This is a genomic window from Serratia sp. OS31 (assembly GCF_014164835.1).
GTDB classification, from domain to species: domain Bacteria; phylum Pseudomonadota; class Gammaproteobacteria; order Enterobacterales; family Enterobacteriaceae; genus Serratia; species Serratia liquefaciens_A.
In genome coordinates this window covers 80,127-99,711 of the sequence record NZ_JACJFQ010000013.1, presented here as the reverse complement: position 1 = coordinate 99,711, position 19,585 = coordinate 80,127, and the positions used below count along the sequence as shown (strand labels likewise).

The 19,585-nt window shown below is 55.1% G+C and carries 17 protein-coding genes; 6 read left to right on the top strand and 11 right to left on the bottom strand.

All coding sequences use genetic code 11. From position 1 onward, the window contains the following. The first annotated feature begins 96 nt into the window (after positions 1-96). Complete coding sequence (locus tag H5P17_RS13125; RefSeq protein WP_182823387.1) at positions 97-1,440, top strand: DUF1996 domain-containing protein; 1,344 nt, start codon at positions 97-99, stop codon at positions 1,438-1,440. A 111-nt stretch (positions 1,441-1,551) separates the two neighbouring features. On the opposite strand, the gene yieH is transcribed toward H5P17_RS13125, so the two are convergent. Continuing rightward, entirely contained in the window at positions 1,552-2,217 is a 666-nt protein-coding gene (gene yieH, locus H5P17_RS13120; protein ID WP_182823385.1) for a 6-phosphogluconate phosphatase, read from the bottom strand. A 224-nt stretch (positions 2,218-2,441) separates the two neighbouring features. Between yieH and H5P17_RS13115 the strand changes: the two genes are divergently transcribed. Next, positions 2,442-3,779: an NCS2 family permease gene (locus H5P17_RS13115; protein ID WP_020837732.1), complete on the top strand. Its 1,338-nt coding sequence runs from the start codon at positions 2,442-2,444 to the stop codon at positions 3,777-3,779. 37 nt (positions 3,780-3,816) lie between these two features. Here H5P17_RS13115 and H5P17_RS13110 read toward each other — a convergent pair whose 3' ends face one another. From H5P17_RS13110 to rpmH, 10 genes are all read right to left on the bottom strand, one after another. Beyond that, the gene (locus tag H5P17_RS13110; RefSeq protein WP_182823383.1) at positions 3,817-4,866 is read right to left on the bottom strand and encodes a hypothetical protein; all 1,050 of its coding nucleotides are present in this window, start codon (positions 4,864-4,866) and stop codon (positions 3,817-3,819) included. 96 nt (positions 4,867-4,962) lie between these two features. Then, positions 4,963-5,529, bottom strand: coding sequence for an NADPH-dependent FMN reductase (locus H5P17_RS13105; RefSeq protein ID WP_020837735.1), 567 nt, complete (start codon positions 5,527-5,529; stop codon positions 4,963-4,965). A gap of 179 nt (positions 5,530-5,708) precedes the next feature. After that, entirely contained in the window at positions 5,709-6,434 is a 726-nt protein-coding gene (locus H5P17_RS13100; protein WP_044554290.1) for a 4'-phosphopantetheinyl transferase superfamily protein, read from the bottom strand. 96 nt (positions 6,435-6,530) lie between these two features. Continuing rightward, on the bottom strand, positions 6,531-7,844 hold the full coding sequence (locus H5P17_RS13095) for a lysine N(6)-hydroxylase/L-ornithine N(5)-oxygenase family protein (RefSeq protein WP_182823381.1): 1,314 nt from the start codon (positions 7,842-7,844) through the stop codon (positions 6,531-6,533). A 143-nt stretch (positions 7,845-7,987) separates the two neighbouring features. Continuing rightward, positions 7,988-8,788 carry an MBL fold metallo-hydrolase gene (locus tag H5P17_RS13090; protein WP_182823379.1) on the bottom strand — a complete coding sequence of 267 codons (801 nt, stop codon included), beginning with the start codon at positions 8,786-8,788 and terminating at the stop codon, positions 7,988-7,990. A 155-nt stretch (positions 8,789-8,943) separates the two neighbouring features. After that, positions 8,944-10,308, bottom strand: a complete 1,365-nt coding sequence (gene mnmE, locus H5P17_RS13085) for a tRNA uridine-5-carboxymethylaminomethyl(34) synthesis GTPase MnmE (RefSeq protein ID WP_182823377.1) — start codon at positions 10,306-10,308, stop codon at positions 8,944-8,946. A 101-nt stretch (positions 10,309-10,409) separates the two neighbouring features. Then, the gene (gene yidC, locus H5P17_RS13080; protein WP_182823375.1) at positions 10,410-12,047 is read right to left on the bottom strand and encodes a membrane protein insertase YidC; all 1,638 of its coding nucleotides are present in this window, start codon (positions 12,045-12,047) and stop codon (positions 10,410-10,412) included. A 2-nt stretch (positions 12,048-12,049) separates the two neighbouring features. Next, positions 12,050-12,307, bottom strand: a complete 258-nt coding sequence (gene yidD, locus H5P17_RS13075) for a membrane protein insertion efficiency factor YidD (RefSeq protein WP_012004505.1) — start codon at positions 12,305-12,307, stop codon at positions 12,050-12,052. After that, a complete protein-coding gene (rnpA, locus tag H5P17_RS13070) occupies positions 12,271-12,630 on the bottom strand; it encodes a ribonuclease P protein component (protein WP_004950547.1) in 360 nt (119 codons plus the stop codon). The genes yidD and rnpA overlap by 37 nt, the downstream gene beginning before the upstream one ends. An 18-nt stretch (positions 12,631-12,648) precedes the next feature. Beyond that, entirely contained in the window at positions 12,649-12,789 is a 141-nt protein-coding gene (gene rpmH, locus H5P17_RS13065) for a 50S ribosomal protein L34 (RefSeq protein ID WP_003849659.1), read from the bottom strand. Between the two features lie 681 nt (positions 12,790-13,470). Between rpmH and dnaA the strand changes: the two genes are divergently transcribed. Genes dnaA through gyrB form a run of 4 tightly spaced genes read left to right on the top strand, consistent with a single transcriptional unit; the run spans position 13,471 to position 19,537 of the window. Continuing rightward, the gene (dnaA, locus tag H5P17_RS13060) at positions 13,471-14,868 is read left to right on the top strand and encodes a chromosomal replication initiator protein DnaA (protein ID WP_048824038.1); all 1,398 of its coding nucleotides are present in this window, start codon (positions 13,471-13,473) and stop codon (positions 14,866-14,868) included. Positions 14,869-14,872: 4 nt separating this feature from the next. Continuing rightward, positions 14,873-15,973 (top strand): DNA polymerase III subunit beta, encoded by a 1,101-nt coding sequence (dnaN, locus tag H5P17_RS13055; protein ID WP_044554296.1) that lies wholly within the window; start codon positions 14,873-14,875, stop codon positions 15,971-15,973. A 45-nt stretch (positions 15,974-16,018) separates the two neighbouring features. Continuing rightward, positions 16,019-17,104, top strand: a complete 1,086-nt coding sequence (recF, locus tag H5P17_RS13050) for a DNA replication/repair protein RecF (protein ID WP_012004508.1) — start codon at positions 16,019-16,021, stop codon at positions 17,102-17,104. Between the two features lie 18 nt (positions 17,105-17,122). After that, positions 17,123-19,537 carry a DNA topoisomerase (ATP-hydrolyzing) subunit B gene (gene gyrB, locus H5P17_RS13045; RefSeq protein WP_044554297.1) on the top strand — a complete coding sequence of 805 codons (2,415 nt, stop codon included), beginning with the start codon at positions 17,123-17,125 and terminating at the stop codon, positions 19,535-19,537. Positions 19,538-19,585 lie beyond the last annotated feature (48 nt).

Below are 19,585 nucleotides of genomic sequence, written 5' to 3'. Positions count from 1 at the left end.
CTCCTCACCGGACGCAGGCTGACTGATTGTGTGCTCCCATGGGTGTATTTTGCAGGTGTTCGGCCAGACACTCACGCAAATAAAGGGAGTAACTCAATGAAAAATAAAATGATAAAATTGGCATTATGTGCCACGGCTTTATGGGGTGGGCAGGCATGGAGTGCCGTAGGTTTTAACGTTATCTGCGACTATTCACATACCTTGCCCGACGATGCCATTTTGTACCCGCAGAAGCCAGGCGAAGCGATGTTGCATGATTTTTTTGGCAACACGGAAGTTGATGCGTTTACCACCACCGAATCCTTGGTGAAAAATCCACAGACAACCTGCCACTCCAGCGCAGACCGTTCAGCCTATTGGACGCCTTCTTTACGGCGAGGCGATGAAATCATCAAGCCGAAGATGCAGAAAACTTACTATTGGAATCAAGATGAGCGGGCAAAGATCCATCCATTCCCGACGGGATTGCAAATGCTGGCAGGCGACCATATGGGCGTAAAGCCTAACAGCCACGTCGATTATCTTTGTTCTGGTAACGGATACACTCAAACCGCACCGCAAAGCTGTTCTAAAAAGAATGAAAATGGCCAATATCAATTAAATATCAACGTGCACTTTCCTTTCTGCTGGGATGGAGAAAATCTGAAGCCGGATGTGGTTAACCACAAGATGAACGTCGTTTATCCATTAAGTGGCAGTTGCCCGGCTAGCCATCCAATCACGTTGCCTGAGATGCATCTTAGCGCGGTGTATGAACTAGGGGAAAACCCAGATGTTTCACAGGCGCAGCTTTCTCTAGATCCGGTGTGGAAAAATGGGCAATGGCAAGAGCAATGGGGAAGTCTCTACACGGCCCATGCAGACTTTATCAATGGCTGGAAACCTGAGGGGCTGCAGTTTGTGGTAGATAATTGTATGAATAACAACGTTGATTGTAATGATCGTGTTCCGTTGGCGCAAAGCTCTGCGCTTGCCGATGTGTGGATTGATCCACAAGGTAAGGTCAATGCCACGGATGAAAATCTTCGGTTAAACAGTAGCGATACCATGATGATTAAATTGGCTATCCCCGAGAACGTTGACCGCCTCCTGGGGGATTATCCGCACAATAAGATAGAACTCCACAATATCGGTGGCTATACCAAGGGGGAAGGGACCGGGCAACAGTGGTTGTCTATGTTTGCTGCCGATAGCCATTGGAACGACAGCGATAACCTCCCATCAACGGCTAATTGCAGCGATCGCTTCGTGGGTTTTCTGGTTGTGCAAAAATGGGATCACCCCGGTGCGCGCTTTAGTGACTTTACCGATTATGCCAAAGAGCAACTGGCGGCAGGCAAGAAAGAAATGGCGGTTTGTGTCCGAAATAAACAGCAGGGAAGCGAGCTGAATTTCTTCTCCCGCGAAAGCAAATTGGGTCCTAAATTAGTATGGCGTTAACCTTTAAACAGCAACGGTGGTGATGGGCAATCAGGGCGGATCGTCCCTCCACGCCTCGCCTTTAAAAGGGCCTGCGGTTAACACCGTTATGGCCCTTTTTTGTGACGCTGGTTAGCGAGTCAGCTGCCAGCCGCGCTCGCGCCAGAGCGCCGGTAACTGCGCCAGGTCGTCGAATGCGGTGACCAAGGGGTGATCGATCGGCTGGTTATGCGGATCGGCGCAGAAGTAAAACACCGGGATCCCGGCGGCGATCCCGGCCTGCGCGCCGGCGGCGGAATCATCCACCAGGATGCAGCGTTCCACCGGCACCTGCATTTTTTCGGCGGCATGGAACACAATGGCCGGATCCGGCTTCCAGCGTTGGATATCATAGCCGCTGAACAACCGGTCATCAAAATAGTGCAGCATATCGGTCAGGCCGAGCGAGTGTTGCATCTTGCTGACCGGGCCGTTGGAAACGGTGCACATCGGCACCTTCACCTGCGCCAGCAGTTCACGCGCCCCGGCGATTTGTTGCAGCTCGCTATCGAACAGACGGGCTACTTCCTGACGGTACAGCGGCTCTAGCTCTTCTTTTGCCAACGTGGTGCCCTGTTGTGCATTAACCTGTTCGATAATCTCGTACAGCTTCACCCCTTTGAATCTTCTGAACACGTCGTCCAGTGACAGGTGGATGCCGTAGTGGGCAAACATGTGCACATAGGCTTTGCTGCACAGCACTTCGCTGTCCACCAGCGTGCCGTCGCAATCAAACAAAATACAGTCAATCTGGTTCATCAGCGTCAGTGTCCTTCGAGTCAACAGCGATAATGCCACTTTAACCGCATCAGTCAGGATTGCGACTGCTGAATCCCGGTTTTCCGATGAATATCAGCAAATACAACCTGTTGGGGTTTATAGCCGTAAAGACGGCGAAAAAAACCTGTGAGCGGCGTCAAAACCCTGACTTTTTGTTATAGGATAGCCGGCGACTGTCCATTCCCTTCTTCGGAATTCTGATAATGAGCAAACCAGTATCTGGCCTTGACGTCGAGCAAGGCTTGCTTGGGCGCGTGTTTAAACTCAAGCAACATGGCACTACGGCGCGTACGGAAACGATTGCCGGTATTACTACCTTCTTGACCATGGTGTATATCGTGTTCGTTAACCCCCAAATCCTGGGCGCGGCGGGCATGGATACGCAGGCAGTGTTCGTGACAACCTGTCTGATTGCCGCTTTCGGCAGTATTTTCATGGGCCTGCTGGCGAATCTTCCGGTAGCGCTGGCACCGGCGATGGGTCTCAATGCGTTCTTCGCGTTTGTGGTGGTCGGCGCGATGGGCATCTCATGGCAGATCGGCATGGGCGCCATTTTCTGGGGGGCAGTCGGCTTATTGCTGCTGACCATTTTCCGCGTCCGCTACTGGATGATTGCCAATATTCCGATGAGCCTGCGGGTGGGCATTACCAGCGGTATCGGTCTGTTTATCGGCATGATGGGGCTGAAAAACGCCGGTATCGTGGTGGCTAACCCGGATACGCTGGTGACCATCGGCAGCCTGACTTCGCACAACGTGCTGCTCGGCGCGCTGGGCTTCTTTATCATCGCGGTATTGTCTTCACGCAACTTCCATGCGGCAGTGCTGATTTCTATTGTGGTCACTACGCTGATCGGTTGGGCGCTGGGGGATGTGAAATACGGCGGTGTCTTCTCGATGCCCCCGAACATTACCTCGGTAGTGGGTCAGGTTGATCTGGCCGGGGCGTTGAATATTGGCCTGGCCGGGGTGATTTTCTCCTTTATGCTGGTCAACCTGTTCGACTCCTCAGGCACCCTGATTGGCGTGACCGACAAGGCCGGGCTGACGGATGACAAGGGCAAGTTCCCGCGCATGAAGCAGGCACTGTATGTCGACAGCATCAGTTCGGTAGCCGGCTCCTTTGTCGGCACTTCTTCGGTTACCGCCTATATTGAAAGCTCCGCCGGGGTATCCGTCGGTGGCCGTACCGGCCTGACCGCCGTGGTAACCGGCATCCTGTTCCTGCTGGTGATTTTCCTGTCGCCGCTGGCGGGTATGGTGCCGGCTTATGCCGCAGCCGGCGCGCTGATCTACGTTGGCGTGTTGATGACCTCCAGCCTGGCGCGGGTGAAGTGGGATGACCTGACCGAAGCCGTTCCGGCGTTCGTCACGGCAGTCATGATGCCGTTCAGCTTCTCGATCACCGAAGGTATTGCGCTTGGCTTTATTTCCTACTGCGTGATGAAGCTCGGGACCGGTCGCTGGCGCGAAATCAGCCCATGCGTGGTGGTAGTGGCGCTGCTGTTTGTGCTGAAAATCGTGTTTGTAGACGGCCATTAATACGGCAAGGGCCGACGCTGGTCGGCCCTGTTATCTTTTAGGCACCCGGCGTCGCATCGGGCGCCTGCTGCAACATCCACTGTAAAGGCCGTTTAAAACGGGCCTGCCAGCCACCGTCAGGATTCTCCCCCTGAGAAAAATGCAGCGTTTCAACCTGGTTATTCTCACTGAACAAATTGGCGAAATGCATCGCCAACGCCTGATCGCTGAAGTTTTGCCGATCGTAATATGCCACCACCAACCGCTTATTGGCCGCCAGCGATTGCTGAGCCTGCTTGATCTCACCATTGGGGGCGATCAGCATCGCGCCGGCATAAAGCTGCGGGTATTTGGCCAGCAGATTGGCGGCGTGCAGCGCGCCTTGCCCGCGGGCGGTCAGGTAGATCCGTTGCGGATTGAGCTTTAGCTCCGCGGCCGGCTGCAAAGCCCGCTGGATCGCGCTTTGAGTGCTTTCGTCACTGTAATTCGACCAGCGGAAGCTGTTCTCCGACAGCATCTGGGTACCGTTGATCTCAACATAGGCCACGCCCATCTCGCTAAACAACAAACGCTCTTCGGGGGTGATACCGGCGCTCTTGCCGTAGGTATGCAGGTACACCACCGTTGGCCAACCGCCGGCAGGCGGTGTGCCTTCAGGAATGGCGTAGCTGGCTTTGCCTTCGTACCAATGCGCATGTTGCAGGTAACGGGCTTTGGTGACCGCCAAAATTGATTGATAGGTCCTGCTGTGCTGAATGCTATTGAAGGCATCGTCCTCCAACAGGTTGTAGTAATACCACAACCCGCGATCGGCACTCAGCTGCAGATAGCGTTCAGCCAGTTCGGTTTGGCCCTTTTCCGCCGAAGAGGCCGCCAGTTGATAGGGGGCCCATATGTTCCGCCCATCTTCACGCATCAGCGTCAGGTACAGCGACATGGCCGCAATCTTTTTGTCTTCCTGGCTCTGGGCGGTACGTGGATATTGGGCATTCAACGGGCTATGTACCGGCAGCTCGATCGGCTCTTCTCCGGCGGGATAACGCATTTCTGTGGCTAATAGTGGTCTGGTGATGAAAGCCAGTAACATGGCTAATATGAAAAAATACATAATTTAATGACTTTATTTTTAATGGTTTATAGATAGATCTCTCATTGGTATGACGCCTTCAGCCAACTTTTTGGTGAAGGCATCTGTAAAAGGCGTTTATTTCAGACGACGAATATAATCGCTGAATGCGGACAGCTGGCCGGTCAGGAAGTCCAGCGTGCCCTGGTCAATCAACTCCCCAGCCTGAGCATCCACTTTATTCTGGATCACGCCGCCCATAAATTCCGGCTTGTTCATCACCATGGCATCGAGAAACACCAGGATCTGACGCAGGTGATACTGGCAGCGCGCGCCGCCAATCGGCCCCATAGAGCTGGTCTGAATGGCTACGGGCTTACCGGCTAAGGGCTGGTTCGGCAGGCGGGAGAGCCAGTCGATGGCGTTTTTTAACCCACCTGGCACCGAGTAGTTATATTCCGGGGTAACGATGATAACGCCGTCCGCCTGACGGATTTGCTCTGCGATCGCTTCCACTGCAGCAGGGAAACCTTCTTCCTGTTGCACATCGGCATCGTACAGCGGGATATCACGGATTGAAGGAAGCGCTTCGATGGTGACGCCTTGTGGCGCAAGGCCCGGCAGGGCATTGGCGACCATGGCGTTGTACGAGCCTTTACGCAGGCTGCCGAGCAGGGTAACGATTTTTAATGCTTGGTCTGACATGGTGATTCTCCCTTTCGAATGAACAGATTCAGCTTAGAACATCAGGAGATAGTAGGGCAAAGCTGCAGGAGAGAATAGATGATTGCTGAATATTTAGCTGACTTTACAGTTTTATGCAGAAATTTATGCGTTAAAGAAAGTTTTATCTCAGGGTTTCGCCGCAGGGTAAGCGGTTGATGTCAGCGGTTAAGTGACAGGCTGGTCAGTTTGATAAAGCGGGTGGAACTGGCCGGTGCGCGTGGAGAGATCTCGCCGTTTTTCTGCAGGCCTTTATGGGTTTCATACTGCCAGCATACCAAGCGTTCGAGAACAGGTTCGCGCGCGCAAGCCCAGCTCAGATATTCGTCGGCATCGCTCATCACCTGAACCTGGGGGGTGATGCTGGATCGCAGGTGACCGGAAAAAGGGTGCAACAGCAGCGTTGATTGCCCGCTGTTACCCAGGCCGGAAATTTTCAACACGCTTTGGCGGATGCTCCACAGCTGCGTTTCTGCCTCCAGCCGATCGTATTGCGCACTGATCCAGGCACTTTCCGCCGGCGTTTGAAATTGGTCCTGCAGTCTTTTCTGTTGCCCGCCCCGGGCGCGCATGACTTCAATATCCAGCCCCACCTTGCCTTCATCGCTTAACAAAACCCCTACCGTATCGCTGGCGTAGGCCAGGCTGAAATCGGGCAGGTGGTTGTCGACAAAACAGGGACGGCCGGTTGGTGTGGTCGCGATGGGGGGCAATGTCGGCAGGCCGTAGAGATAAAACATCATTTCGGCGAGCAGGATGCGTCCCTGCAGAAAGCGTTGGCGGCGTTTAACGGAAAAAGCAGCGGTAGCGGCAACGATCTCGGCGGAGAGTCTCCGGGTATCCAGTGCGGTGGACGTGGGGATCCATCGGGCAAAATGACACGCCATTATTCACTCCATAACAGAGGGGTCGCTGAAAACGCAGGGGAGTTAGATTAAGCATAAGTCGAGGATTTATCATCAAAAAACAGTATGCGTTTTATCCTATTTATCTGTTTGAGTAATATCATTGTCCGGGGCAGCGTCACTCCACCATTGAATCAGCGAGGCGTTTGGCGCCAGATCAAAATGGGGTTTACCGAGCAGATGATTGAGAATGCGTGCTGAGCGCCAGGCCATCAGGCTGAGTCCGCCTTCCGCGCTGCCATGGCTGTGGATACCGGCATTCACCGCATAAATGCGATTCTGCTCAGGCCCCTGCCATTCGAGGTTAAAATCGGGCAGTAACGGCAAGTGTTGTTGGTCGTCGAAAGGAATGCGTGGCAACAGGGGTTTCAAATAGGCAGGGAGTGAAGGGCGATAACCGGTGGCTAAAATGACGACATCGGCATTAAATCCTTCCTGGCGATTTTCAAGACCGTGTCGGGTTCGCAATTGCAACCCTTTGCCCGTCGGCTCGATCGCCAGTAGCGTGCGATGCGGCAAAAGACGCACGTTGCGCGGCTGGTGCATCACATCGAAACGCATATAAAGCTCCCGGTACAAAGTACGTAACGTATGGTTGCTAATACCGTCGGCCGGCAGTTTCTGAGTCTTGAGTTCGCGCTCGCGGATGTCCTGCGGCAGCGTATAAAAATAATCGACGTACTCCGGAGTGAAATATTCATTGGTGAAGGCTGACTCATCCAGCGGCTGAAAATTGGGCCGACGGGAAATCCAGTCGAGCTGGGCCGGTTCGCCCCAGTGACCCCGCAGCGCATTCAGAAAAATATCGGCACCGCTTTGGCCGCCGCCAATTACCGCCACCCGCTTACCGGTCAGATCCGGATTACGAAGGGCGATTTCGGCGGCATGCAGGCAGTTTTCGCCCAGCGCCGGATAAAATTCGGCCGGCAGCCAGGGATCGTGGCCGGTGCCCAGACAGATATTCTTCGCCCACAGGGCTTGGTCGAGGGTGCGGACTTCGAACAGCTGTTTGTCATCGTCAAAATCAATGCTTTCAACCGACTGGGAAAACTGTAACCCTTCTAATCTATTACAGGCCCAGCTCAAATAATCAGAGAACTCTTCGCGACTGATGATTTGCTGTTCGGTGATCAAAAAACGATAAATTTTTTTCTGCTCGACCAGGTAATTGATAAAGGAGAATTGGCTGCGAGGCGTTACCGCGGTGACCAGGTCCTGCAGGACATAGGTCTGCATATAAGCGGAAGGTAACAGCATTCCGGGATGCCAGCGGAAGCTGGCGTTGCGATCGAGAAAGGCATAATTAAGAGCACCACTTTCATAGGCCAGCGCCGCCAGGCTGAGGTTGAACGGGCCCAGGCCAACGCCGAGTAAATCCAGTGGTTCATTCATTTTTTCTTATCTCTTTGATGGAAATCGCTGAGATTAAGCTTAGGTGAATTTTGGTAAGGAGGGAGAGATAGAGGTCGCTTGTCGGTTACCTCTCCTGCCATGCTACGTGGCAGGAGGCGAAAACCAGCTGGCTTGTCAGCGTCTTATTCCAGCACGAAAGTGTCTCCGGTCGCGGGTGACACCATCTCCGGTAACCACAGCCGTCCCCAGGTTCCGGTGCAATGGCAGCCCATTAATTTCTCCGGTTTTTGCTGATGAAGAAAATGTCTTATCCGCCATAGCGTGCGAGGTGACGCACAGCGCAGATGAAAACCGCCGATCAACGCGTGGATCCGATCGATCCCAGTGATTTTCTGGCAGTGACGCACGATGTGAATGATCCCACGATGCCCACAACCGGTAATAATCACCAGTCCGCGATCGGATTTATAAATCAGCACGCCTTCGTCGATGACATAATCCACCCCTGCATTTTCCCCGGCAGTCACCCCATAAGCGCGCGGTGCGGGTACTGCGATTTCGCCTGACCACATAAAGCGATCGCTGATAGACAGCGACTGGCGGCTGTACTCCATGCGGTGGCGTGAGTAATCGATATCCAAAGAGAGCTTTTTGATTTTTCGGCTGTGGCCCAGCACCTTCAGCGCCGCATAGCGCTCGTCGCCGATCTGCGGATGGCAGATGATGCGGCTGTCGTCAGGCAGCCAGGTGACGCCGCCGCAGTGATCATAGTGGCCATGGGAGAGCACGGTTGCGGTTATTGTGGAGAGATCGACGCCCATCAGCCGTGCATTTTGCAGGAAACTGCCGTCAGGGCCGGTATCAAATAAAACGCTGGCAGTTTCATCCTGAAGCAGCAGGCTTAAGCCGGCCTTGGCCAGCAGTGACGGATTGGCGCCGGCGGCGCGGCGGTTTTCCAGCAGCACCTTGAAGGTTAATGCCATCTTTGCTCGTTCCTGAGAGGGATCCCTGACCCACCAGTATATCGTAGAGGGTTGTGACGGCTCTGTGAGCCAAGGCGCAGAGCGGGGCAAAGAAAAACGGCCAGAACAAAGGCTTGTCCTGGCCGTGAATAGGTCGGTCGGTGCGTTACCGCCGCTTATTTACCGATGCAGAAACTGGAGAAAATACGTCCCAGCAGGTCATCTGAGGTGAATTCGCCGGTGATTTCACTCAGCGCTTGCTGCGCCAGTCGCAATTCTTCGGCCAGCAGCTCCCCCGCGTAAGCGCTCACTAACTGTTCTTTGCCCTCGACAAGATGCTGGGCCGCTTGCTCAAGCGCCTGCAGGTGACGGCGGCGCGCCAGGAAACCGCCTTCCATATTGCTGGTGAAGCCCATACTCTGCTTCAGGTGGTCTCGCAGCAGGTCGATACCTTCACCGGTACGCGCCGACAGGCGAATAAGTGAGTGACCATTTACTTCTGTCATACCCAAGGTTTCACCGGTGATGTCGGCTTTGTTGCGCACCACGGTGATAGGTAGACGATGTGGCAGGCGGGCCATAAACTCCGGCCAAATCTCTGCCGGCTCGGTCGCCGCGGTGGTGGTGCCATCGACCATGAACAGCACGCGGTCAGCCTGTTCGATCTCGTTCCACGCACGTTCGATACCGATACGCTCCACTTCGTCGCTGGCTTCGCGCAGGCCGGCGGTGTCGATGATGTGTAAAGGCATGCCGTCGATGTGAATATGCTCACGCAACACGTCGCGAGTGGTGCCGGCGATATCGGTGACGATAGCCGCTTCGCGACCGGCCAGTTCGTTCAACAGGCTGGATTTACCGGCGTTAGGTCGCCCGGCGATCACCACTTTCATCCCTTCGCGCAGCAGGCTGCCCTGACGCGCTTCTGCGCGTACGTTGTCCAGATCGGCCATGACTCCGTTGAGCTGCGCTTCGATTTTACCGTCAGACAGAAAGTCGATTTCCTCATCCGGGAAGTCGATCGCTGCTTCTACGTAGATTCGCAGGTGAGTAAGTGCTTCCACAAGCTGATTGATGCGGGTGGAGAACGCCCCCTGCAGCGAGTTCATGGCAGAACGCGCCGCCTGCTCAGAACTGGCGTCGATCAGGTCGGCAATCGCTTCGGCCTGCGCCAGATCCAGCTTGTCATTCAGGAAGGCACGCTCGGAAAATTCGCCGGGACGAGCGATACGCACGCCGGGAAGCGCCAGTACGCGTTTGAGCAGCAAATCGAGGATAACCGGCCCACCGTGGCCTTGCAGTTCCAGCACGTCCTCGCCGGTAAACGAGTTCGGGCCTGGAAACCACAGCGCGATGCCCTGATCCAGGGTAGCGCCTTCGGCATCACGGAATGGCAGATAATCGGCGTAACGCGGCTTCGGCAGTTTGCCGAGCAGGGCCTGGGCTACGTCTTTGGCGCCACGGCCGGAAATACGCAAAATGCCGACGCCGCCGCGTCCCGGCGGGGTGGCTTGGGCTACGATGGTATCGGTGGTGCTCATAGTGATTCTCTCTGACGATTCAATATGCAAAAAGGCGGTCTTAATGACCGCCTCTTATCTTTTGCTGCAAGGGTTCAGCGCGCCGAACCCCTACAATACGCTTAGGTCTTTTTCTTGTCGCGGCTGTGCAGACCACGTTTTTCCAGGCCACGGTAAATCAGCTGCTGCTGGAGGATGGTCACCAGGTTACTGACGATGTAGTACAGCACCAGACCTGACGGGAACCACAGGAAGAACACTGTGAAGATCACCGGCATAAAGGTCATGATTTTCTGCTGCATCGGGTCAGTGACGGTGGTTGGCGACATCTTCTGGATGAAGAACATCGTCACGCCCATCAAGATTGGCAAGATGTAGTACGGGTCTTGCGCCGACAGGTCATGGATCCACAGGGCGAACGGCGCATGGCGCAGCTCAACCGAGCCCATCAACATGTAGTACAGCGCCAGGAAGATTGGCATCTGGATAACCAGCGGCAAACACCCACCCAACGGGTTCACTTTCTCAGACTTGTACAGCGCCATCATTTCCTGGCTCATGCGCTGTTTGTCATCACCAATACGCTCACGCATCGCCTGCAGTTTTGGCTGCAGCATGCGCATTTTGGCCATCGAGGTGTACTGCGCTTTGGTCAGCGGGTACATGATGCCACGCACGATGAAGGTGATGATGATAATGGAGAAGCCCCAGTTACCGATAAAGCCGTGGATAAACTTCAGCAATTTGAACAGCGGCTGAGAGATGAACCACAACCAACCGTAATCCACGGTCAGATCCAGGTGCGGCGCCAGTTGGGCCATCTGGTCCTGCAGTTCCGGACCCACCCACAGGGTGGCATTCAGCTGCTGCTGCGCACCAGGCTGCACCACTACCGGAGTAGATTTGAAGCCAATGGTGGACAGGTTGTCGCCAGGTTTGGCGGTATAGAAGGTGTTGCTGCCCTGAGTTGCCGGCACCCATGCGGTGGCGAAGTACTGTTGCAGCATGGCAACCCAACCGCCCTGCGTGGTGACACTCAGGTTTTCGTCCTTATCGAACGCATATTTCTGGTATTTGTCTTCGCTGGAAGAGTAGGCCGCACCACGGAAGGTGTGCAGAGCGAAGTTGTTGCTGCCGGTGTCACGGTGCTTAGGCAGCTCGGTCGTCTGCTTCAGTTGGCCGAACAGGGTCAGTTCCAGCGGGGTGGTGCCTTTGTTGTCGACATTGTAGTCAACAGCAACCGCGTAATGATTACGCTTGAGCACGAAAGTCTTGGTGTAGATTGCGCCGTCTTTACCGGTAAAGGTCAGCGGAATGCGCAGCTCTTCCTGGCCTTCCGGCAGGGTGTAGCTGTCCTGCGCCGTCTGGTACAGAGGACGTTCGCCGTTTGCCGGGTTATCCGGACCGTTTCTGCCGGTCAGGCCGCTTTGCGCCTGATAAACAAATGACGGTGTGGTTTCCAGCAGTTGGAATGGCGTCGATGAACCCAGAGTGTCCGGGTAAGCCAACAGTTTAGCCTGCTCGATATCACCACCACGGGTGTTGATGGTCAGCGACAGCACGTCAGTATTAACGGTAATCAGTTTACCCTGACCACTGGCTGGAACTGCTGAGCTTGCGGCATCACCGGTAGCAGTGTTCGAAGTCTGTTGCGTGGTCTGGGCGACTGGTTGCGGAGCGTTGTCCGTTTGCCAGGCTTGCCAGATCATGAAAGACACGAACAGCAGAGCGATGAGGAGAAGATTGCGTTGCGAATCCATCGTTAGTGTTCTCTGTTATCGTCGGGTTTCGGCGGCACGGGATCATCGCCACCTGGGTTCAAGGGGTGGCATTTTAATACGCGTTTCAATGCTAACCAACTGCCTTTTATCATGCCAAACCTGCTTAATGCCTCAATTGCGTAATGAGAGCATGTCGGCTGGAAGCGACAACGAGGCCCAAGCAGCGGACTGATGACGAGCTGGTAAGCCCGCACCAGCCCGATCAGGATGCGGGAGCCTGGCGACAGTGGCGACGCCATAATTTTTCCAAAGCTTCCGTCAGCGCGCGGTTATCCAAATCCGCTATCCCTTTTTTGGCCACCACGACAAAATCCATCGCCGGTAACTCGTGCTGACGTAAACGGAAGCTTTCGCGGGTTAGGCGTTTGATCCGATTGCGTTCATGCGCGCGTTTGACGTGTTTTTTGGCGACGGTAAGACCGATGCGGGGATGCCCCAGCTGGTTCAGGCGGCCGAGGATGGTGATTTGCGGCGTGCCAGCCCGTTGTGGCTGCTGGAAGACGAAAGTGAAATGAGTGGGAGTTAACAAACGTAACTCCCTGGGAAAAGCTAGCTTAACCACTCAGCGGGTTAGCTTTTATTACTTAGAAACAGTCAGACGAGAACGGCCTTTCGCACGACGGCGGGCCAGAACTTGACGACCATTTTTGGTGGCCATACGAGCACGGAAACCGTGGCTACGGTTGCGCTTCAATACGGACGGTTGGAAAGTGCGTTTCATGGCGATTTCTACCTAAACTTAAATAATTACTGATCAGTAAACGCGTTTGGCTATTCGGCGTGAAGACGACCGACGCCTCAATCGCAATATATAAAGAAGCGGGATTGTAATAATTGTACAGTCCTGAGTCAATTCACATCGCGCTAGCCTACCTGGTTGTCTGCCAATACGGAGTAAAATCCGGTCTTGGCCCGTGGTCACCGCAGAATCCTGTCTGGTTAATGACACACCATTAAGGAACCAGGTACACACGTAGGGCGAAGATTATACGGACTCGGGGGTAAATCGCAAGGATCCCGACGCGATCCTTGTGGCTAAAGCCAAGGATCCGACGTGGATAACAGGGTATAACCGGTTGACAATGTAAAAAATGCCGTTCCTCAGGCGGGATTTTGCCTGCAATTTGGCGCGGCTGGTGAAAAGATCGCCGCAGGCCGGGGCCTGTGGATAAAATGGATCTAATCTGTGATGAAGGGGAGGATCTCTTGCGCGGATTGCGCTATGATCCGTCATTCCGATCGCGATCTCTCAAGCGGGGATCGTGAGGGACATAAACCGTGAAAGGCGGTTCGCATCCCCCACAGGCAAACAGCCGATGCCGGGTATGTGTCAAAAATCATGAGTTATAAAAAAGTAGCCTGATTCTTTTCTTTTATTGATCTTGTTCGAGTGGAGTCCGCCGTGTCACTTTCGCTTTGGCAGCAGTGTCTTGCCCGATTGCAGGATGAGTTACCTGCCACAGAATTTAGTATGTGGATACGCCCATTGCAGGCGGAACTGAGTGACAACACCCTGGCGCTGTATGCGCCAAATCGTTTTGTGCTGGATTGGGTTCGCGATAAGTACTTAAACAATATCAATGGCCTGTTGAATGATTTCTGCGGTACGGATGCCCCCTTGCTGCGTTTTGAAGTGGGCAGCAAACCGCTCTCCCAAATCATCAGCCAGACCGTTACCGCCAGCGTGAGTGCAAGCGCACCCAGCGCACCGGTAGCGCGAGCCGTGGCACCGTCCCGTCCCAGCTGGGACAACGCGGCTCCTCAGCCTGAACTTTCCTACCGCTCCAACGTTAACCCAAAGCATACCTTTGATAACTTTGTTGAGGGTAAATCCAACCAGTTGGCGCGCGCGGCGGCCCGCCAGGTGGCGGATAACCCGGGCGGTGCCTATAACCCGTTGTTCCTGTATGGCGGCACCGGCCTGGGTAAAACGCACCTGTTGCACGCGGTAGGCAACGGCATCATGGCCCGCAAGGCCAACGCCAAAGTGGTCTACATGCACTCTGAACGCTTTGTTCAGGACATGGTCAAAGCCTTGCAGAACAATGCCATTGAAGAATTTAAGCGTTATTACCGCTCGGTCGATGCGCTGCTGATCGATGACATCCAATTTTTTGCCAATAAAGAGCGTTCGCAGGAAGAATTCTTCCATACCTTTAACGCCCTGTTGGAAGGCAATCAGCAGATTATCCTGACCTCAGACCGCTACCCCAAAGAGATTAACGGCGTGGAAGATCGCCTGAAGTCTCGCTTCGGTTGGGGGCTGACGGTGGCGATCGAGCCGCCTGAGCTGGAAACCCGCGTGGCGATCCTGATGAAAAAGGCCGACGAGAACGATATCCGTCTGCCAGGCGAAGTGGCGTTCTTTATCGCCAAGCGCCTGCGTTCCAACGTGCGTGAGCTCGAAGGGGCGCTGAACCGCGTGATTGCCAACGCAAACTTTACCGGCCGTGCCATTACCATTGATTTCGTGCGTGAAGCGCTGCGCGATCTGCTGGCTCTGCAGGAAAAGCTGGTCACCATCGATAATATTCAAAAGACGGTGGCGGAATACTATAAAATTAAAGTCGCGGATTTGTTGTCCAAGCGGCGTTCGCGTTCCGTTGCCCGCCCGCGCCAAATGGCGATGGCATTGGCAAAAGAACTCACCAACCACAGCCTGCCAGAAATCGGCGATGCGTTTGGTGGCCGCGACCATACCACGGTGTTGCACGCCTGCCGGAAGATTGAGCAGCTGCGTGAGGAAAGTCACGACATCAAAGAAGATTTCTCCAATTTAATCAGAACATTATCTTCCTAGCGCTATGAAATTTATCGTTGAACGTGAGCATCTGCTAAAACCGCTGCAACAGGTGAGCAGCCCGCTGGGCGGCCGCCCAACCTTGCCAATTCTGGGTAACCTGCTGTTGCAGGTGACGGAAGGCTCCCTGCTGCTGACCGGTACCGATCTGGAGATGGAGATGGTGGCGCGCGTTGCCCTGTCCCAGCCCCATGAAGCGGGCGCGACTACCGTCCCCGCGCGTAAATTCTTTGATATCTGCCGTGGCCTGCCTGAAGGGGCCGAGATCACCGTAACGCTTGAAAGCGAGCGCATGCTGGTGCGTTCCGGCCGCAGCCGCTTCTCACTTTCTACGCTGCCGGCGGCGGATTTCCCGAACCTGGACGACTGGCAGAGCGAAGTTGAATTTTCGCTGCCTCAGGCGACGTTGAAGCGCCTCATTGAAGCCACGCAGTTCTCGATGGCTCATCAGGACGTGCGTTACTACTTAAACGGCATGCTGTTCGAAACCGAAGGGGAAGAGCTGCGTACCGTGGCGACCGACGGTCACCGCCTGGCGGTGTGCTCGATGCCGATCGGCCAGGAATTGCCGTCACATTCGGTGATCGTGCCGCGTAAAGGCGTGATGGAGCTGGTGCGTCTGCTGGACGGTGGCGAGACCTTGCTGCAACTGCAGATCGGCAGCAACAACATTCGCGCTCACGTCGGTGACTTTATCTTCACCTCCAAGCTGGTTGATGGCCGTTTCCCTGATTATCGTCGCGTATTGCCGAAGAACCCGGACAAAACGCTGGAGGCCGGTTGCGACCTGCTCAAGCAGGCGTTTGCCCGTGCGGCCATTTTGTCGAACGAAAAGTTCCGCGGCGTGCGCCTGTACGTTAGCCAAAACCAGCTCAAGATCACCGCCAACAACCCGGAACAGGAAGAAGCGGAAGAGATCCTCGATGTCAGCTACGACGGCACCGAGATGGAGATTGGTTTCAACGTCAGTTACGTGCTGGACGTCTTGAACGCGCTCAAGTGTGAAGATGTGCGCCTGCTGCTGACCGACTCGGTTTCCAGCGTGCAGATCGAAGACGGTGCCAGCCAGGCGGCGGCTTACGTCGTCATGCCAATGCGGTTGTAGTCTCGTTACCTTGAATTACAGCACCGTCATCGGTAAAGAGATTGCATGGCTCTGACGCGTTTACTGATTAAAGACTTTCGCAATATAGAAGCGGCGGATTTGGCGCTGGCGCCGGGATTCAACTTCCTGGTTGGCGCCAACGGCAGCGGGAAAACCAGCGTGCTTGAGGCGGTGTATACCCTTGGGCACGGGCGTGCATTTCGCAGCCTGCAGGCCGGTCGGGTGATCCGCCACGACCAGCCGGAGTTCATTTTGCACGGCCGCATTGACGGTGCAGAACGTGAAATTTCCGTAGGATTAAGCAAGAGCCGTCAGGGGGACAGCAAGGTACGCATCGATGGCAGCGACGGCCACAAAGTGGCTGAACTGGCGCAGCTGTTGCCAATGCAATTGATTACCCCCGAAGGTTTTACCCTGCTAAACGGCGGGCCGAAATTCCGGCGCGCCTTCCTGGACTGGGGTTGTTTTCATAACGAACCCGGTTTTTTCACCGCCTGGAGCAACCTGAAACGGTTACTGAAGCAGCGCAATGCCGCGCTGCGCCAGGTCAGTCGCTATGCGCAAATCCGCGCCTGGGATCAGGAACTGATCCCGTTGGCAGAGCGCATCAGCGAGTGGCGGGCAGCTTACAGCGACGCGATTGCCGCGGATATTACCGCGACGTGCGCGCAGTTTTTGCCCGAATTTGCCCTGAGTTTCTCTTTCCAGCGCGGCTGGGACAAAGAGAGCGACTACGGAGAGCTGCTGGAGCGCCAGTTTGAGCGCGACAGGGCGTTAACCTATACCGCGGTGGGGCCGCATAAGGCGGACTTCCGCATCCGTGCCGACGGCACGCCGGTAGAGGATTTGTTATCGCGCGGTCAGCTTAAATTGCTGATGTGCGCATTGCGCTTAGCGCAGGGTGAGTTTCTCACCCGGCAGAGCGGGCGGCGTTGCCTGTATCTGATTGATGATTTTGCCTCCGAGCTGGACACCGGCCGTCGCCGGTTGCTGGCCGATCGCCTGAAAGCCACCCAGGCCCAGGTCTTTGTCAGTGCCGTGAGCGCTGAACAAGTGACCGATATGGCCGGTGAAAAGGGCAAGATGTTCCGCGTGGAACAAGGTAAAATAGAGGTTCAACCACAGGACTAAAATGAGCGAGAAACGTTGATGTCGAATTCTTATGACTCCTCAAGTATCAAGGTATTAAAAGGGCTGGACGCGGTGCGTAAGCGCCCGGGCATGTATATCGGCGACACCGATGATGGCACCGGTCTGCACCACATGGTATTCGAGGTTGTGGACAACGCTATCGACGAAGCACTCGCTGGCCACTGTAGTGACATTCAGGTGACCATCCATGCCGACAACTCCGTTTCGGTACAGGATGATGGCCGTGGTATCCCAACCGGTATTCACGAAGAGGAAGGGGTTTCCGCAGCACAGGTGATCATGACCGTGCTGCACGCCGGCGGCAAATTTGATGACAACTCCTACAAGGTGTCCGGCGGTCTGCACGGCGTGGGCGTCTCCGTTGTTAACGCCCTGTCTGAGAAGCTGGAACTGGTGATCCGTCGTGAAGGCAAGGTGCACGAGCAAACCTATGCCATGGGCGAGCCGCTGTCGCCGCTGAAAGTGGTCGGTGAAACCGATCAGACCGGTACCACGGTCCGTTTCTGGCCGAGCTATGAAACCTTCACCAACAATACCGAATTTGAGTACGACATCCTGGCCAAGCGCCTGCGCGAACTCTCTTTCCTGAACTCCGGCGTGTCTATCCGCCTGAAAGACAAACGTACCGACAAAGAAGACCACTTCCACTACGAAGGCGGTATCAAGGCGTTTGTTGAATACCTGAACAAGAACAAAACCCCGATCCACCCGAACGTGTTCTACTTCTCGACCGTGAAAGACGACATCGGCGTGGAAGTGGCGCTGCAGTGGAACGACGGTTTCCAGGAAAACATCTACTGCTTCACCAACAACATCCCGCAGCGTGACGGCGGTACCCATCTGGTCGGTTTCCGTACCGCGATGACCCGTACCCTGAACAGCTACATGGATAAAGAAGGCTACAGCAAAAAGGCCAAAATCAGCGCCACCGGCGACGATGCGCGTGAAGGTCTGATTGCCGTGGTCTCGGTGAAGGTGCCGGATCCGAAGTTCTCTTCTCAGACCAAAGACAAGCTGGTGTCTTCCGAGGTGAAAACTGCGGTTGAAACGCTGATGAACGAGAAGCTGGTCGACTATCTGATGGAAAACCCGGGCGATGCGAAAATCGTCGTCGGCAAAATCATCGATGCGGCTCGTGCTCGTGAAGCGGCGCGTAAAGCACGTGAAATGACCCGTCGTAAGGGCGCGCTGGATCTGGCCGGCCTGCCGGGCAAACTGGCAGACTGCCAGGAACGTGACCCTGCGCTGTCTGAACTGTACCTGGTGGAAGGGGACTCAGCGGGCGGCTCTGCCAAGCAGGGGCGTAACCGTAAGAACCAGGCGATCCTGCCGTTGAAAGGTAAAATCCTCAACGTAGAGAAGGCGCGCTTCGACAAGATGCTGTCTTCACAGGAAGTGGCGACGTTGATCACCGCGCTGGGTTGCGGCATTGGCCGTGACGAGTACAACCCTGACAAACTGCGCTATCACAGCATCATCATCATGACCGATGCCGACGTCGACGGCTCGCACATCCGTACGCTGCTGTTGACCTTCTTCTACCGTCAGATGCCGGAAATCATCGAGCGCGGCCACGTGTTCATTGCTCAGCCGCCGCTGTACAAAGTGAAAAAAGGCAAGCAGGAACAGTACATCAAAGATGACGAGGCGATGGATCAATACCAAATCGCCATCGCGATGGACGGCGCTACCCTGCACATCAACGCCAGCGCCCCGGCGCTGGGCGGTGAGCAGTTGGAAAAACTGGTTGCCGAACACTACAGCGTGCAGAAGCTGATCGGTCGTATGGAGCGTCGCTACCCGCGCGCGCTGCTGAACAACCTGATCTATCAGCCAACTCTGCAAGAAGAGGATCTGAGCGATCAGGCCAAGGTTAAGACCTGGATTGATTCTCTGGTGAAACTGCTGAACGACAAAGAGCAGCACGGCAGCAGCTATGACTCGGTGATCTTCGAGAACCGCGAACGCCAGATGTTTGAGCCGGTGCTGCGCATTCGTACCCACGGTGTGGATACCGACTACGCGCTCGACTTCGACTTTATCCACGGTGGCGAGTACCGCAAAATCTGCGTGCTGGGCGAGAAACTGCGCGGCCTGATCGAAGAGGGTGCCTTCATCGAACGTGGTGAGCGCCGTCAGCCGATTGAAAGCTTCGAGCAGGCATTGGAGTGGCTGGTGAAAGAGTCACGTCGCGGTCTGGCGGTACAACGTTATAAAGGTCTGGGCGAGATGAACCCAGAGCAGCTGTGGGAAACCACCATGGATCCGGAAAGCCGCCGCATGCTGCGCGTGACCGTGAAGGACGCCATTGCTGCAGACCAATTGTTCACCACCCTGATGGGTGATGCGGTTGAACCTCGTCGTGCCTTTATCGAAGAGAATGCCCTGAAAGCGGCCAATATCGATATCTAACGCATTGATGACTGTGAAAATCCGCGCCGGGCAACCCGCGCGGATTTT